Here is a 15568-nt window from a genome sequence, read left to right on the forward strand (position 1 = left end):
GACACCGTGAGCGAACCGACAACCCCCGCCGATGGCGCCTCGGTGCCGACCGTGCAGTGGGCGCCTGCGACGGCGGCTCCGCGCCGGAAGCGGTGGGGCCTGCGCCTCGGGATCCCGGCGGGCGTGGCCGCGGTGGGACTGGTCGCCGCCTCACTGGTCCTCATCGCTCCCGGAACGGCAGTGGCCGGAGTTCCCGTCGGCTTCCTCACCGCAGGAGGGGCCTCCGACGCCATCTCCCAGCGACTGGCCACGACGACGGTGACCCTCGGCGAGGGCGGGCCCCGCCTGACCGCCGCGGAGCTCGGGGCGGAAGTCGACGCCGGCACCCTCGCCGGACGCGCGTTCGACTCCCACCCCATGTGGAACCTCGCCCAGTGGTTCGGAGAGACGACCGAGGCCGAGATCACCCTCGACCCGACGATTGCCGCTTCCGCACTGCAGAAGGCCCTGCCCGACCTGTACACCTCCCCCACCGCGGCGACGGTCACGTTCGACGGGAAGAAATACGTCGCCGAGCCCGCGGTCGTCGGCCAGGGGATCGATCTCGAGCCCCTCCAGACCGCCCTCGACACGGCCTTCGCCGAAGGACGGACCTCCGTGGTGGTCGAGCCGGTCATCGTCCCGGTGGACGCGGCCGCCACGACCGCCAAGGCCGAGGCCGCCGCCGACCGGCTCAACGCGCTCCTGGCCGAGATCGGCTTCTACGTGGGCGATGAGCGCACGGTTCCGGTCTCGGCGAAGACAGCCGCTTCGTGGCTCACCGTCCAGGTCTCCGACGAGGGCGACTTCACCATCAGCGCTGACGCCGGCCGGATCGAGGCCGCCGTGGCGGACCTCCGCGACGCGATCGATCAGGACGTCGCCGACGCGACCGTCGTCACCAACAGCGCGGGAGACATCCTCCGGACCGTCGAGGAGGGCAAGGACGGTCGGGTCCTCGGCGACACCGCTGGTGTCGCCGAGGCCTTCGCCGCACAGCTGGCCGCGGGCGAGGGCGCCTTCGCTCTCCCCGTCGAGGTCACACCGCACAAGACGACCGAGCTCGCGCGCCTGCTCGAAGTCGACCTCGGCGCCCAGCGCCTCTACCTCAAGGAGAACGGGAAGGTCGTCGACACCTGGCTGATCTCCAGCGGCCGTCCGGGGGCGGTGACCTACCCCGGTCACTTCCGCATCGGGTGGAAGACCTCCTCTCAGGACATGAAGGGCACGGCGCGCGACTCCGGCAAGGCGTACACCCAGAAGGACGTGCCGTGGGTCATGTACTTCAACGGGAACCAGGCGTTCCACGGCGCGTACTGGCACAACAACTTCGGCAACGTGATGAGCGCCGGCTGCGTCAACATGCCGCCCGCGAAGGCGAAGAGGATCTACGACTGGTCGCCGGAGGGAACCGACGTCTGGATCCACGGGTGAGTGTCGATCGGACATTGTCCGAGACACGCCGGAGGCTTCGACGGGGCTGAGATCCCCCCGAAGACCGGAACCGCCGCGGCTCGTCGGTCAGCGGGCCTGCGGACAAGCGCGGACATGGCCCGCGACTCCGGTTTGGCGAGGATTCTCACGCGGGTCTAGTGTGGCGCTGACCCGCCACCCGAAGGATCCCTCGTGCCACGATTCGACCTCCGCCTCGCCGAACTGCAGAACTACCGACCGACCGTCCGCGAACCCGCGGATTTCGACTCCTTCTGGGCAGACACACTGGCCGAGTCGCGCGCCGCGGCGCGAGAGCCCCGCCTCTCGGCCGTGACCACGCCGTTCACGACACTGGACGTGTACGACGTCACTTTCACAGGCTACGGCGGCGATGACGTCAAAGCCTGGCTCACGCTCCCCCGCAACTCCGACGCCCCGCTTCCCGCCGTGGTCGAGTACAACGGCTACAACGGCGGCCGCGGCATCCCGGTGGAGCGCATCGGGTGGGCATCCGCGGGATACGCGCATCTCCTCATGGACACCCGGGGACAGGGCTCGACGTGGGGATCCGGTGGCCACACCCCGGACCCGCACCCGACCGGGCCGGCCGCGCCCGGCTTCATGACGCGCGGCATCGAGGACCCCTCCACGTACTACTACCGCCGCGTGTACACCGATGCCGCACTGGCCATCGACGCCGTCCGCTCGCTCCCGCACGTGGACCCTCAGCGCGTCGCAGTCGCGGGCGGGAGCCAGGGCGGCGGCATCGCGATCGCCGCGGCAGGCCTGTCGCGCGGACTCACCGCCGCGATGCCCGACGTCCCGTTCCTGTGCCATTTCGAGCGAGCCGTGGGCATGACCGATACCGATCCCTATCAGGAGATCGTCCGCTACCTGTCGGTGTACCGTCATGCTGAAGAGCGCGTGTTCGACACGCTGTCGTACTTCGACGCCGTCAACCACGCGGCGCGTGCCGATGCGCCGGGACTGTTCTCGGTCGGGCTCCTCGACCCGATCTGTCCGCCGTCGACGGTCTTCGCGGCGTACAACCGCTATGGCGCCGTCGACAAGGCGATCGAGGTGTATGCGCACAACCAGCACGAGGGCGGACAGAGCTACCAATGGGTGGCGCAGACCGAGTTCCTCGCGGGCCGGGTCTGACGCGCCTCACACGCGGGGAGGACGCTCGCCCGTTCCTCGCTCGATGATCCACGTGGGCAGCGTCTCCTGACGGATGAAGCCCGTCGGATCCGCGATCCGCTCCATCGCGAGCTCTGCTGCGCGGCGCCCCAGCTCCTCCGGCTCGTAGCTGATGACGCTCACTCCGAGCACGTCGGCCGTGTCGAAGTCGTCGAAGCCGACCAGCGCAACCGATTCGGCTTCGGGCGTCCCGGCGAGCGCCCTGAGGACTCCCACCGTCATCCGGTTGTTGCCCGCGATGATCGCAGTCGGGGGTTCGTCGCGGTTCATGAGTTTCCTGATGAGGTCGACGGACCGCAGGTGGAGGTCGTCCTCGAGCATCTCCCACCGGCTCGTATCCGACACCCCTGCCGTTCGCATCGCCTCTCGATACCCTTTCAGCCGCTCGGACTGGGTGTAGACCGAGACCGGATTGCAGGCGTAGGCGATGCGCCGATGTCCGCGCGAGAGGAGCCTCTCCGTCGCCTCGCGAACGGTGCCTCGGTTGTCCAGGACGACGGCGTCGGCGGCGAGGTTCCGCGCCGGGCGATCGATCGTGATCACGGGAGTGCCCAACTGCCTCTCGCCCTCGAGATACGACTGGTCATCGCCGACCGGGATCAACAACAGCGCGGCGATGCGCTGTGAGAGAAGTGCATCGGCGACGCGTTCCTCGCCCTCGGCGCTGTCGTCGGTGGTCGCCACCACGAGACTGTAGCCGTGAGTGGCCAGCTGCTTCTCGATGCCGGACGCGACCTTGTAGTAGAACGGGTTGCTCAGCTCACCCATGATGAAGCCGACCGAGTTCGTCCCGCCGCCCCTGCGCAGCCCTCGCGCCAACGTGTTCGGACGGAACCGCAAGCGCTTGGCCGCACTCAACACGCGTTCGACCGTCTCGGCTGCCACCAGCTCCCGTTGGGAGAACACCCGGGAGACGGTCTTGCCGCTCACGCCCGCGAGCCGTGCGACATCTTCGACCGTCGCGCGTTGCTGAATGGCCATCGTCCACCTCTCCTGGCTCAATGACGACGATAGACATTGCGGCGACATCACGCAAGACAGGATGGGAGAGAACCCGGAAAATATTCCTGATCAAAGCGCTTTGGGCCCGCTACATCTGATGTGAGACAGCAATGGACATCGTTGACATTCGGTGCTTGCGAAGCCTGTTGTTGCGCTCTAGCGTGAGCGGTGCAATCCACCCCGCGATGCGGCGGCGACCGTTCAAGGGCGAACACACAGAGAGAGAAGGACCCGATGTCAAAGAAGGCACTCACCGGGATCGCGATGCTCGCGCTCACCGGCGTGGCGCTCGCCGGCTGCTCCGGCGGGGCCACCCCCGCACCCAGCGGCGACTCCGACGCCGTCTCCGGCGAAGTCACGTTCGTCACCTGGCGCACCGACCTCGTGCAGGACGGCACGTTCGACGAGTACGCGAAAGAGTTCACCGCGAAGTATCCCGACGCCAGCGTGAAGTTCGAGGGCATCACCGACTACGAGGGCGAGCTCACCACGCGACTGAGCACCAAGAACTACGGCGACGTCCTCGGCATCCCGAACAGCGTCCTGCCCGACCAGTTCGGCGACTACTTCGAGCCCCTGGGCAAGACCGCCGACTTCGAGGCGGACTACCGCTTCCTGGCACCGAAGAGCTACGACGGCACTCAGTACGGCCTCGCGCTCGGCGGCAACGCCAACGGGATCGTCTACAACACCAAGGTCTTCGAAGAGGCGGGCATCACGGCGCTCCCCAAGACCGAGGCCGAGTGGATCACGGCGCTCACCGCGATCAAGGACAAGACCGACGCCATCCCGATGTACACCAACTACAAGGACGGCTGGCCGCTGAGTCAGTGGTCGGGCAACCTGGGCGCCGTGACCGGCGATGCCGACGCGGTGAACGAGATGGCGGAGAACTCCGCGCCGTGGACCGAAGGCAACGACATCTACGCCATCGACTCGCTGATCTACGAGACCGTCGCCGCCGGCCTGACGGAGACCGACCCGCTGACCACGAACTGGGAGCAGTCGAAGGTCGACTTTGCCACCGGCAAGATCGCCACCATGGCGCTGGGCTCCTGGGCCATCTCCCAGCTCCAGGCGGCCGCGAGCGACAACGGCGTCGACCCGTCCACGGTCGGCTACATGACCTTCCCCGCCACGGCCGCGGACGGCACGCAGTACGCCGTCGTCGGTGGCGACTACAACCTCGGCATCAACGTGAACTCGAACGTCAAGGCTGCTGCGCGCGCGTGGATCGACTTCCTGATCGAGGACTCCGGCTTCACCGACACGCAGGGCATGGTCTCGGCGCTGCTGAGCAAGGACCTCCCCGACAACCTCGCCGGTCTGAGCGACAACGGCGTGGAGCTGCTCGAGCTCAACGCTGCGCCCGCCGGTAAGGAAGCGCTGTTCAACACGATCGCCGAGAAGTCGCAGATCGACATCTGGGCGAACATCTACCGCCAGAAGCTCATCGACATCGCTCGCGGAGCGGCCGACGGCGACAAGCAGTCGTACTTCGACGAACTCAACAAGCGCTGGGCCGACACGATCACCCAGGTCGGCTGATCGGATCACCTGTCTCCTGGGCCGGGGCACCCGCCTCGGCCCAGGAGAACCCGAGGAGTATGACATGACCACACCCACCACCAGCGCGCCAGTCGCGCAGGCCTCCCCCGCGGTGCACCCGACGGCGGGTCGGCGTCGCGCCGCGCGTGCTCGGCGATCCGCCTCGGGTGCGCCGACCGGCCGCGGCTTCCTGCGGAAGCTGACGCCCTACCTGTTCCTGCTCGCCGCGGTCGGTCTACTGCTCCTACTGACCTACCTGCCCGCCGCCAACATGATCTGGTACAGCTTCCACGAGTGGCGCGGCATCGGCCCGATGGACGACTTCGTGGGCGCCGACAACTACGTGCAGGTGTTCACCAACCCGCAGATCTTCGGCGTCTTCTTCGTCAGCATCTACTACTTCGCGGGCGCGTTCGTGCAGATGGCGATCGCCCTGTACTTCGCTGCGCTGCTGTCGACGCGTACCTGGTTCTCCAACTTCTTCCGCGGCGTGCTCTTCTTCCCCTACCTCATCAACGGCGTGGCGATCGGGTTCGTCTTCCTCTACCTGTTCCAGCCCGGAGGAACGCTCGACACCGTTCTGGGATGGTTCGGGGTGGCGGACACGCCGCTGTGGCTGGGAGACCCCGACATCGCCAACTACTCCCTGGCCGCCACGAGTGTGTGGCGCTACACGGGGCTGAACTTCGTACTGTTCCTCGGCGCCATCCAATCCATACCGGGTGAGCTCTACGAAGCAGCCGAGATCGACGGCGCCAGCAAATGGCAGCAGTTCTGGGCGCTCACCTTCCCTGGAATCCGCCGCATCATCGGACTCAGCTTCATCCTCGCCATCTCGGGCAGCCTGTCGGTCTTCGAGATCCCGTTCATCATGACCGGCGGAGCCAACGGCACCTCGACCTTCGTGATTCAGACCCTGCAGACCGCCTTCACCTTCCGGCAGGTGGGACTCGCCTCCGCCATGGCGGTCGTGCTTCTGGTGATCGTGCTGGTGGTCACGTGGGTGCAACGCAAAGTCTTCCCCGACGAGAAGGTCGACCTGACATGACCACCACAGCACCACGCCCGACGGGGCGCGCCACCAAGAGCGACGCTCGTATCCGCCTCGGCCGCGCCGCGGCCGGCACCACCAAGTACGGCTCCTTGCTCCTGGGCGTCGTCGTCGCCGTCATTCCGCTGAGCGTGCTGTTCATCGCCAGCTTCAAGGACTCCGTGGAGTTCGGTCAGTCAGGTCCCTTCGACCTTCCGGCGAACTGGCTCAACCTCGACAACTACGTCGAGGCGTTCGAGAAGGGAGGAATGGTCGAGGGATTCATCAACACGACCATCATCCTCATCATCTCCCTCGCCGGAACGATCCTCGTCGGGACGATGGCCGCCTACGCCATCGACCGATTCCAGTTCCGCGGTCGCACCCTCGTCGTGGGACTGTTCCTGGTCGCGACTCTCGTGCCCGGCGTCACGACTCAGGTCGCGACGTTCCAGATCATCAACGGGCTCGGTCTGTACAACTCGATGGCAGCCTTGATCCTGCTGTTCCTCGGCACCGACATCATCTCGATCTACATCTTCATCCAGTTCATGCAGTCGATCCCGACGTCGCTTGACGAAGCGGCGATGATCGACGGAGCCAATCGCTGGACGATCTACTGGCGCATCATCCTGCCGCTGCTGCGCCCGGCGATCGCCACGGTCGTGATCATCAAGGGCATCGCGATCTACAACGAGTTCTACCTCCCGTTCCTCTACTGGCCGTCGGAGGGCACGATCTCCACCTCGCTGTTCCGCTTCAAGGGGCCCTTCGGCGCCCATTGGGAGATCATCGCGGCGGGAACCATCCTCGTCATCATCCCCACCCTCATCGCGTTCGTTTTCCTGCAGCGGTTCATCTACCGCGGAATGACCTCCGGAGCCGTCAAGTGATCTCCCTCCCCCTCCACGAAGGCTGGACCTTCCACGCCGCCGCGGGCCCCGTCCCCTCCCATCTCGCGAACACGTCCGTCCGTGCGACCGTCCCCGGGACGGTGCACGTCGACCTGATCGAGCAGGGCCTCATCCCCGATCCGTATCGCGGCGAGAACGAAGCGCTCGTGGCTTGGATCGGCCAAGTGGACTGGACCTACCGCACCCGCTTCGACTGGGCCCCCGACGATGAGCAACGCCATGATCTCGTCTTCGATGGGATCGATACCGTCGCCGAGATCGTCCTGAACGGGGCCTCCATCGGCGCCGTCGCGAACCAGCATCGCTCCTACCGATACGCCGTGGACGATCTCCTGCACGAGGGCGCGAACACTCTCGAAGTGCGCTTCCGATCGCCCGTCCGATACGCCAACGCGCAGAGTCTCGCTCTCGGAGTGCGGCCGCGGCCGTATCCGCTGCCCTACGAGGCCATCCGCAAGTCCGCGTGCAACTTCGGGTGGGACTGGGGTGTGGCCACCTTCACCTCGGGCCTGTGGAAAGGCGTGCGGCTGGAGTCGTGGTCGACAGCACGACTCGACGAGGTGCGGATCACCGCGTCCCCCGACGGCGACGGAGGCCAGGTCCGGGTCGACGCCCGGATCGAGCGCGCGCCGGGCGCCGAAGACACCGGACTGCTCGTGCACCTCGCGGTGAACGGGCTCGAGACGGGCGCCGGCACGCCGTCAGAGGTCGTCGCCGCGGTCGACGACGGCCGTGCCGGCGCCCTCCTCTCGCTGCCTCGCGTGGATCGGTGGTGGCCGGTCGGCTACGGCGCACAGCCGCGGTACGACGTGGACGTCTCGCTGTCAGCCGAGGGGGCGACGTTGGATCGCACCGGCCGGCGCATCGGCTTCCGGGACGTGCGTTGGAGCGTCGATCCCGACGATGCGGGCACGCCGTTCACCTTGGTCGTCAACGATCAACCCGTCTATGTGAAGGGCGTCAACTGGATCCCCGATGACGCGCTCCCGGTGCGCGTCGACCGGGAGCGACTCTCCCGCAGACTGCATCAGGCCCTGGACGCGAACCTGAACCTCATCCGCGTCTGGGGAGGGGGCCTGTACGAGTCCGACGACTTCTACGATCTCTGCGACGAGCTCGGCCTGTTGGTCTGGCAGGACTTCCTCTTCGCCTGCGCGGCGTATCCCGAGGAGGAGCCGCTGCGCTCCGAGGTCGAGGCCGAGGCGCGGGAGAATGTGGTCCGTCTCGCATCCCACCCCTCACTCGTCCTCCTCACGGGAAACAACGAGAACCTCTGGGGCTTCGAGGACTGGGCGTGGAAGGAACGCCTCGACGGCAAGACATGGGGGGCCTACTACTACTACGACCTCTTCCCGCGCGTGCTCGCCGAACTCGCACCGCAGGTGCCGTACTCCCCCGGCAGCCCTTTCTCGCCGGGCGGCGACTGGGAGGGCCCTTACGTCACCGGACCCGGTGGTGGTCGCCAGACCGGCCAGCACCCGAACGCCGAAGAGCACGGGACGATGCACCTGTGGGAGCAGTGGAACCGGCAGGACTACCCGACCTACCGCGACCACCGCCCCCGGTTCGTCGCGGAGTTCGGGTGGCAGGCTCCTCCCACCTGGACCACGCTCACACGATGGCTCGACGACGACCCGCTGACCCCCGAGTCGCCGGGCATGGTCGTCCACCAGAAGGCGATGGAGGGCAACGTCAAGCTGACGTCGGGTCTCGTGTCACACTTCCGCGTCCCCGAGGACATGGAGACGTGGCACTGGGCGATGCAGCTCAACCAGGCGCACGCCGTCCGCTTCGCCCTCGACTGGTTCCGCGCCCTGGCACCGCACAACAGCGGCGCCGTCGTGTGGCAGCTCAACGACTGCTGGCCGGTCACCTCGTGGGCGGCGATCGACGGCGACGAACGCGTCAAGCCGCTCTACCATGCACTCGCCGCCGCCTTCGCACCGAGAGTGGTGACGGTGCAGCCCCTCGGCGATGGGGATGCACTGGCCGCCGTCGTGGGCAACGACACCTCGACATCCTGGCAGGGCGTCCTCCAGGCACGTCGCGTGCGGTTCGACGGCACCAGTGAACAGCGCGTGGAGATCCCCTTCACGGTCCCGGCCCGCTCGACGTCCCGCGTGGAGCTTCCCGCCGAGATCCGCACGCCGACAGAGGCGGCCGCCGAGGTACTGGTCGTGGACGCCGACGACGCCCGGGGAACGTGGTACTTCACGGAACCACGCGACAGCACGCTGCCGTCCCATGATCTGGATGTGGCGACGGCCCCCCACCCCGACGGCACCGAAGTGACGATCACCGCACGCGCATTCGCCCGGGACGTCACGGTCTTGGTCGACAAAGTGTCGCCGGATGCCCAGGCAGACAGCGGGCTGCACACGCTGCTGCCGGGAGAGAGCGTCGTGATTCGCGTGCGACACGACGGCGCGACCATCGATGCGGCGGCCTTGGCCGATCCTCGCGTCGTGCGTTCGGCGAACCAGCTGGTGACCGCATGACCGGGCTCGGCGGACCCGTGTGCGGCATGACGTGGGGATGGGTCGGCGTGCGCGGGACATGGGCCACCCCGGCCGCCGCGCAGTCGATGCGGGCGATGGCCGATCACGCCGTCACTTGGACGGCTATCGCGTATGCCTCGGAGCAGGAGCATGTCTTCTCGACGAGCATCGACCGCGACCTGCAGCCCACGGTGACCGACGATGAGATCGTCTGGGCCATCCGCGAAGCCCGCTCTCTCGGCATGAAGGTGTGCCTGAAGCCCGTCGTCAACGTGCACGACGGCACGTGGCGCGCGCACATCGGGTTCTTCGACTGGGACGTTCCGAATGAGCCGAGCTGGAGCGACTGGTTCGCCTCGTACTCGGAGTTCATCCTGGCCGCTGCTCGGCTGGCCGAAGCCGAATCCTGCGAGATGCTGTGCATCGGATGCGAGATGGTCCGCGCGGACGCTCAGGAGACGCACTGGCGGCGCCTCATCGCCGCCGTCCGGGAGGTCTACTCCGGGCTCGTGACCTACAACTGCGACAAATACCAGGAGGACCACGTCACCTGGTGGGACGCGGTCGATGTGATCTCGTCCAGCGGCTACTACCCGATCGACCAGTGGGAGGCGCAGCTGGACCGCATCGAACCGGTCGTCGCCACGGCGGGAAAGCCGTTCTTCTTCATGGAGGCGGGGTGTCCGTCTCGGACGGGATCGTCTCGTCTGCCCAACGACTGGGCGCTCCCTGGTGAGCCCTCGGGACAGGAGCAGCTCGACTACTATCGGGCGATGTTCGAGGCCAGCCGGAGACGCGAGTGGGTCGGGGGGCACATGCTGTGGGACTGGCCCGCCGAACTCTACTCGGAAGCCGACGCGGCCTCCAACGACGACTACTGCCCGTTCGGCAAGCCCGCGGGAGCATGGCTTCGCGAGCACTACCGCGCCGTGAGCACGGAGTCGGCCCGATGAGCGGGATCCTGGCCATCGATGCCGGACAGACCAGCATGAAAGTACGGCTCACGGCCGGCGGGTCGCTCTTCGAAGAGGACCTGCCGGGCATCCGCACCAGCGAGCCGTTACTGCCCCAGGTCGCCGATGTCGCTCGCACGGCACTCGCGCTGTCCGGCATCGACGCCGACGTCCTGTCTGCCGGGGTGTCGGGGCTGACCGAGCGCGACGCGGACGCTCACGCCCTCGCGCTCCTCCTCGATGACACCCCGATCCGCCGGGTGCTGCTCGCCCACGACTCGACCACCGCCTTCCTGGGGGCCCTCGGCGACAGTCGCGGGGCCGTGGTCGCAGCGGGCACGGGGGTCGTCACTCTCGCGGTCGGACGCACCGAGGTGGCGCGCGTGGATGGATGGGGGCACACGATGGGCGATGCCGGCAGCGGGTTCTGGATCGGTCGCGAGGTGCTCGGCGCCGTCATGCGCGCCTACGACGGGCGGGGTCCCCACACCTCCCTCAGCGAGGCAGTCCTCGCGGTCTGGCCCACACTGCCCGACGCGTACATCGCACTGCAGGCCGAGCGGGACTGGGTGCGGCGCGTGGCTTCCTTCGCGCGCGCCGCCGGCGAGCACGCAGAGGCCGGCGATGCGGTCGCAGGGTCGATCATCGAACGCGCCGCGCACGAGCTGGCTCTGAGCGTGGTGACGGGGTTGCGCCGTGTGGAGGTAGACGACGACACGACCGCGCGCGTCTGCGCCGTCGGCGGGGTCTTCCGCTCTCCGCTGTTGCGCGCGGCCTTCGCGAGCGAGCTCCTTCGCTCCGGCGTCGAGGCCACGCTCGAACCCTCGCACGGCGACGGCGTGGACGGCGCGCAGACACTCGCTTCGCTCAGCGCCGGCCATCCGTTCGCGCGACAGATCGCGACCAGTGGCTAGGGACGACCCCCGGCGCGGCGACCCCGAGTCGCAGGTGATCGAGAGCGTCCGGCGGGCGCAGCCGCTGCGATCGCTCCTGCGACTGCTCCGGCCACACCGTGCCGGGATGATCGGCGCCGTCTTCGCGTTCGTCGTGAAGGACAGTCCCGTCTGGGTGCTGCCTCCGGTGACCGCGGCGATCATCGACATCGTGGTGCTCGGTGGGCCGATCGAGCGGGTGTGGATCTGGGGAGGCGTCGCGGCTATCCTCGTCGCCCTCAACTATCCCTTCCAGATGCTCGTCGTTCGACTGACGAGCACGGCGACTCGCACACTCGCGTACACCGTCCGCACCGGCTTGGCCGCACGCCTGCAGCGGCTGTCGATCGGTTTCCACAACCGTCAGAGCGCGTCGCTGGTCCAGACCAAGATCGTGCGGGACGTGGAGAACATCGAGCTCATGCTCGCCCAGCTGTTCCCGACGATCGTGTCCGCGTGCGCCACCCTGGTGGGCGCGTTCGTCATCACCGCCCTGAACGTTCCCCCGTTCGTCGCCGTGTTCGCGGTGACGATCCCCGTCGCCGCCGCCCTCATCGTCTACATCCGACGGCGCGCGACGTCGCGCAACGAAGCGTTTCGACGCGAAGTGGAGCTTCTGTCCGCCCAGGTCTCGGAGATGGCCGCGCTCCTGCCCATCACTCGCGGTCACGGCCTCGAAGAGATCGCCACCGCCCGTGTGGCAGAGCGCGCGGACTCGGTGCGCCGGGCGGGGCGGGATCTCGACGTCCTCAACGGCAGGTTCGGCGCGCTGTCCTGGATCTCGTACCAGGCACTGGGATTGATGTGCCTGGTCGGGTCGGCATCATTGGCGATCAGCGGCCTGCTGCCGATCACTCCGGGACAGGTCGTGCTTCTCAGCACGTACTTCGGCATGCTCACCAACTCGATCGTCATGCTGATGAACGCCGCTCCGATACTGAGCCGCGGGCTCGATGCCCTGCGTTCGATCGCGGAGGTCGCCGAGGAGCTCGATGTCGAGGACAACGACGGCAAGCGGATCGTGCAGACCGTTGCGGGCGACATCGCTCTGGAGGGCGTGGTCGTGAAGTACGACGGCGGACCGAACGCTCTCGACGGCGTCGACCTCACCATCGCGGCCGGGGACACCGTGGCCTTCGTGGGCCGCTCGGGCTCGGGAAAGTCGACGATTCTCAACACCATCCTGGGTTTCGTCCGCCCGATCGAGGGTCGTGTGCTGATCGATGGGGCCGACATCGCTGACCTCGATCTCCGATCGCTGCGACGCTTCGTGTCGATCGTGCCTCAGGAGACGGTGCTGCTGGCAGGAACGATACGCGACAACGTGGCGTATGGCGCATCGGGGGTGACGGATCTCGATGTGGTCGCCGCCCTGACCGAGGCACAGGCACTCGACCTCCTCCAGCCCCACGATGTCGGGCTGGACGCCCGTGTCGGCGAGCGCGGCTCGGGGCTCTCCGGCGGGCAGCGACAGCGACTCGCCATCGCACGCGCGCTCTTGCGCGATCCGCGGATCCTCGTGCTCGATGAGGCGACCAGCGCACTGGACGCCGAGTCCGAGGCGCGCGTCACGGAAGCGCTCGATCGGGCCAGGCGTGGCCGGACGACGCTGATCGTCGCCCACCGCCTGTCGACCGTACAGCGAGCCGACCTCATCGTGGTCGTGGACGAGGGCCGCGTCGTGGAGTCGGGCCGCCACGCTCAACTCATCGCGGCAGGCGGTCCGTACTCCCGACTGGCCTTCGCGCAGGCGTGAGCCGCGGGAGGCGACCTGCCGAGGTCACATCCCGTCGACGATGGCGTTGAGCGTCGCTGACGGACGCATCACCGCGTCGACCTTCGCGGTGTCGGGGTGGTAGTAGCCGCCGATGTCGGCGGGCTTGCCCTGCACCGCGATGAGCTCGTCGACGATCGTCTTCTCCTGGGCGGCCAGCTCCTGGGCCACCGGAGCGAAGGCAGCGGCGAGCTCGGCGTCCTCGGTCTGAGCCGCCAGCTCCTGCGCCCAGTAGAGCGCGAGGTAGAAGTGGCTCCCCCGGTTGTCGATCGTGCCGAGAGCGCGACCGGGCGACTTGTCCTCCTCGAGGAAGGTGCCGGTGGCCGCGTCGAGGGTGTCGGCCAGCACCTTCGCGCGGGCGTTGCCGGTGTAGTCGGCCAGGTGCTCGAACGACGCGGCGAGCGCGAAGAACTCGCCGAGCGAGTCCCACCGCAGGTAGTCCTCCTCCACGAGCTGCTGGACGTGCTTGGGCGCGGAGCCTCCGGCACCGGTCTCGAACAACCCGCCCCCGGCCAGGAGCGGCACGATCGAGAGCATCTTGGCGCTGGTGCCGACCTCCAGGATCGGGAACAGGTCGGTGAGGTAGTCGCGCAGCACGTTGCCGGTGACCGAGATCGTGTCGAGGCCATGCCGCATGCGGGCCAGGGTGTATCGCGTGGCCTCGGCGGGGGCGAGGATCGAGATCTGGACGTCGTGGGTGTCCATCGTCGCCAGCGCCTGGTAGACCTTGGCGATCAGCTGCGCATCGTGCGACCGGTTGACGTCGAGCCAGAACACCGCCGGCGCACCCGTCGCACGCGCGCGGCTGACGGCGAGGCGCACCCAGTCGACGACCGGGAGGTACTTGGTCTGGGTGGCACGCCAGATGTCCCCGGCCTGCACCTCGTGCTCGATGACGACCTCGCCCTGGCCGTCAAGGATCTGTACGACTCCGGCCGCGGCGATCTCGAACGTCTTGTCGTGGCTGCCGTACTCCTCGGCCGCCTGCGCCATGAGCCCGACGTTGGGAACCGTGCCGATCGTCGCAGGATCGAGCGGGCCGTTCGCGATGACGTCGTCGATGACCGCCTGATAGACGCCGGCGTAGGAGGAGTCGGGGATCACGGCGAGGGTGTCGTCCTCACTGCCGTCCGCACCCCAGAGCTTGCCGCCGTTGCGAACGAGCGCCGGCATCGAGGCGTCGACGATCACGTCGGAGGGGACGTGGAGGTTGGTGATGCCCTTGTCGCTGTTGACGTAGGACAGACGGGCTCCCTGCTCGAGCGCGTCCGTGAAGGCGGCGATGATCTCGTCCCCGCCGTCGACGTCGGCGAGGCCCGCGAGGATCGAGCCGAGGCCGTTGTTGGGCGTGAGGCCCGCCGCAGCGATGCGGTCGCCGTAGCGCGCGAAGACGTCGGCGAAGTAGGCCTTGACGACGTGGCCGAAGATGATCGGGTCGCTGACCTTCATCATGGTCGCCTTCAGGTGCACGGAGTACAGCACGCCCTCCTGCTGGGCCTCGCGCAGGGTCTCGGCGAGGAACGCGTCGAGGGCGGCGGCCGAGAGGAAGGTGGCGTCGATGATCTCGCGCGGCAGGACCTTGAGTTCCGGCTTCAGCACCGTCACCGTGCCGTCCTCGGCGACGTGGCGCACGCTCAGGACGTCGTCGTGGGCGGCGACCCAGGACTTCTCGTTGCTCTTGAAGTCGTCGTGGCCCATCGTGGCGACGCGCGTGCGCGAGCCCGCCGCGAACGGCTTGTTGCGGTGGGGGTGCTTGCGGGCATAGTTCTTCACCGACAGGGGCGCGCGGCGGTCGCTGTTGCCCTCGCGCAGCACAGGGTTGACGGCCGAGCCCTTGATGCGGTCGTACCGCGCGCGGACGTCCTTCTCCTCGACGGTGGTCGGATCATCGGGATAGTCGGGGATGTCGTAACCCTGGCCCTGCAGCTCGGCGATGGCGGCCTTCAGCTGCGGGATCGACGCGGAGATGTTGGGGAGCTTGATGATGTTCGCCTCGGGAAGCGTCGCGAGGCCGCCGAGCTCGGCGAGCGCGTCGCCGACCTGCTGGTCGGGGGTGAGACGCTGCGGGAACGCCGCGAGGATGCGCCCCGAGAGCGAGATGTCGCGCGTCTCGAGCTCGACGCCGGCCTGTCCGGCGAAGGCGCGGACGATCGGCAGGAAGGAGGCCGTGGCCAGCGCCGGAGCCTCGTCGGTGTGGGTGTAGATGATGGTGGACTCAGGCACGTCTGATCTCTCCTGGTGGGCGTCGCGGATCGGTGATCAGCCTATCGCACCGAGCCAAACTATCTTGACGTCGAGATATCT

At 67.9% G+C, this 15568-nt stretch carries 11 protein-coding genes; 9 read left to right on the forward strand and 2 right to left on the reverse strand.

The window, feature by feature from the left end; all coding sequences use genetic code 11:
- Nucleotides 1–6: 6 nt before the first annotated feature.
- Both QM591_RS10285 and QM591_RS10290 read left to right on the forward strand, forming a co-directional pair.
- Nucleotides 7–1413, forward strand: coding sequence for a L,D-transpeptidase family protein (locus tag QM591_RS10285; RefSeq protein ID WP_415132226.1), 1407 nt, complete (start codon nucleotides 7–9; stop codon nucleotides 1411–1413).
- Between the two features lie 192 nt (nucleotides 1414–1605).
- On the forward strand, nucleotides 1606–2574 hold the full coding sequence (locus QM591_RS10290) for an acetylxylan esterase (protein ID WP_415132228.1): 969 nt from the start codon (nucleotides 1606–1608) through the stop codon (nucleotides 2572–2574).
- 6 nt (nucleotides 2575–2580) lie between these two features.
- Here QM591_RS10290 and QM591_RS10295 read toward each other — a convergent pair whose 3' ends face one another.
- Nucleotides 2581–3594, reverse strand: a complete 1014-nt coding sequence (locus tag QM591_RS10295) for a LacI family DNA-binding transcriptional regulator (protein ID WP_415132230.1) — start codon at nucleotides 3592–3594, stop codon at nucleotides 2581–2583.
- Between the two features lie 255 nt (nucleotides 3595–3849).
- On the opposite strand from QM591_RS10295, the gene QM591_RS10300 reads away from it, so the two are divergent.
- The 7 genes from QM591_RS10300 (at nucleotide 3850) to QM591_RS10330 (ending at nucleotide 13246) form a co-directional block, all read left to right on the forward strand.
- Nucleotides 3850–5163, forward strand: a complete 1314-nt coding sequence (locus QM591_RS10300; RefSeq protein ID WP_415132232.1) for an ABC transporter substrate-binding protein — start codon at nucleotides 3850–3852, stop codon at nucleotides 5161–5163.
- 64 nt (nucleotides 5164–5227) lie between these two features.
- Nucleotides 5228–6211 (forward strand): carbohydrate ABC transporter permease, encoded by a 984-nt coding sequence (locus QM591_RS10305; protein ID WP_415132233.1) that lies wholly within the window; start codon nucleotides 5228–5230, stop codon nucleotides 6209–6211.
- Nucleotides 6208–7086, forward strand: a complete 879-nt coding sequence (locus tag QM591_RS10310) for a carbohydrate ABC transporter permease (RefSeq protein WP_415132235.1) — start codon at nucleotides 6208–6210, stop codon at nucleotides 7084–7086. The genes QM591_RS10305 and QM591_RS10310 overlap by 4 nt, the downstream gene beginning before the upstream one ends.
- Nucleotides 7083–9605 carry a glycoside hydrolase family 2 protein gene (locus QM591_RS10315; protein WP_415132237.1) on the forward strand — a complete coding sequence of 841 codons (2523 nt, stop codon included), beginning with the start codon at nucleotides 7083–7085 and terminating at the stop codon, nucleotides 9603–9605. Before QM591_RS10310 ends, QM591_RS10315 begins: the two co-directional genes overlap by 4 nt.
- Nucleotides 9602–10558 carry a glycoside hydrolase family 113 gene (locus QM591_RS10320; RefSeq protein WP_415132239.1) on the forward strand — a complete coding sequence of 319 codons (957 nt, stop codon included), beginning with the start codon at nucleotides 9602–9604 and terminating at the stop codon, nucleotides 10556–10558. Before QM591_RS10315 ends, QM591_RS10320 begins: the two co-directional genes overlap by 4 nt.
- Entirely contained in the window at nucleotides 10555–11472 is a 918-nt protein-coding gene (locus tag QM591_RS10325; protein ID WP_415132241.1) for an N-acetylglucosamine kinase, read from the forward strand. The genes QM591_RS10320 and QM591_RS10325 overlap by 4 nt, the downstream gene beginning before the upstream one ends.
- On the forward strand, nucleotides 11465–13246 hold the full coding sequence (locus tag QM591_RS10330) for an ABC transporter ATP-binding protein (protein ID WP_415132243.1): 1782 nt from the start codon (nucleotides 11465–11467) through the stop codon (nucleotides 13244–13246). Before QM591_RS10325 ends, QM591_RS10330 begins: the two co-directional genes overlap by 8 nt.
- Before the next feature lie 24 nt (nucleotides 13247–13270).
- Here the strand turns inward: QM591_RS10330 and QM591_RS10335 are convergent, their stop codons facing one another.
- Nucleotides 13271–15487: an NADP-dependent isocitrate dehydrogenase gene (locus QM591_RS10335; protein ID WP_415132245.1), complete on the reverse strand. Its 2217-nt coding sequence runs from the start codon at nucleotides 15485–15487 to the stop codon at nucleotides 13271–13273.
- Nucleotides 15488–15568 lie beyond the last annotated feature (81 nt).

Origin of the sequence: Microbacterium sp. (genome assembly GCF_047607225.1) — a bacterium.
GTDB lineage: Bacteria > Actinomycetota > Actinomycetes > Actinomycetales > Microbacteriaceae > Microbacterium.

What these genes read in the sequence shown, in the direction of transcription:
- QM591_RS10295 (WP_415132230.1), bottom strand. Translation starts at nt 3,594, where the DNA reads ATGGCCATTCAGCAACGCGCGACGGTCGAAGATGTCGCACGGCTCGCG.
- QM591_RS10310 (WP_415132235.1), top strand. Translation starts at nt 6,208, where the DNA reads ATGACCACCACAGCACCACGCCCGACGGGGCGCGCCACCAAGAGCGAC.
- QM591_RS10305 (WP_415132233.1), top strand. Translation starts at nt 5,228, where the DNA reads ATGACCACACCCACCACCAGCGCGCCAGTCGCGCAGGCCTCCCCCGCG.
- QM591_RS10325 (WP_415132241.1), top strand. Translation starts at nt 10,555, where the DNA reads ATGAGCGGGATCCTGGCCATCGATGCCGGACAGACCAGCATGAAAGTA.
- QM591_RS10320 (WP_415132239.1), top strand. Translation starts at nt 9,602, where the DNA reads ATGACCGGGCTCGGCGGACCCGTGTGCGGCATGACGTGGGGATGGGTC.
- QM591_RS10300 (WP_415132232.1), top strand. Translation starts at nt 3,850, where the DNA reads ATGTCAAAGAAGGCACTCACCGGGATCGCGATGCTCGCGCTCACCGGC.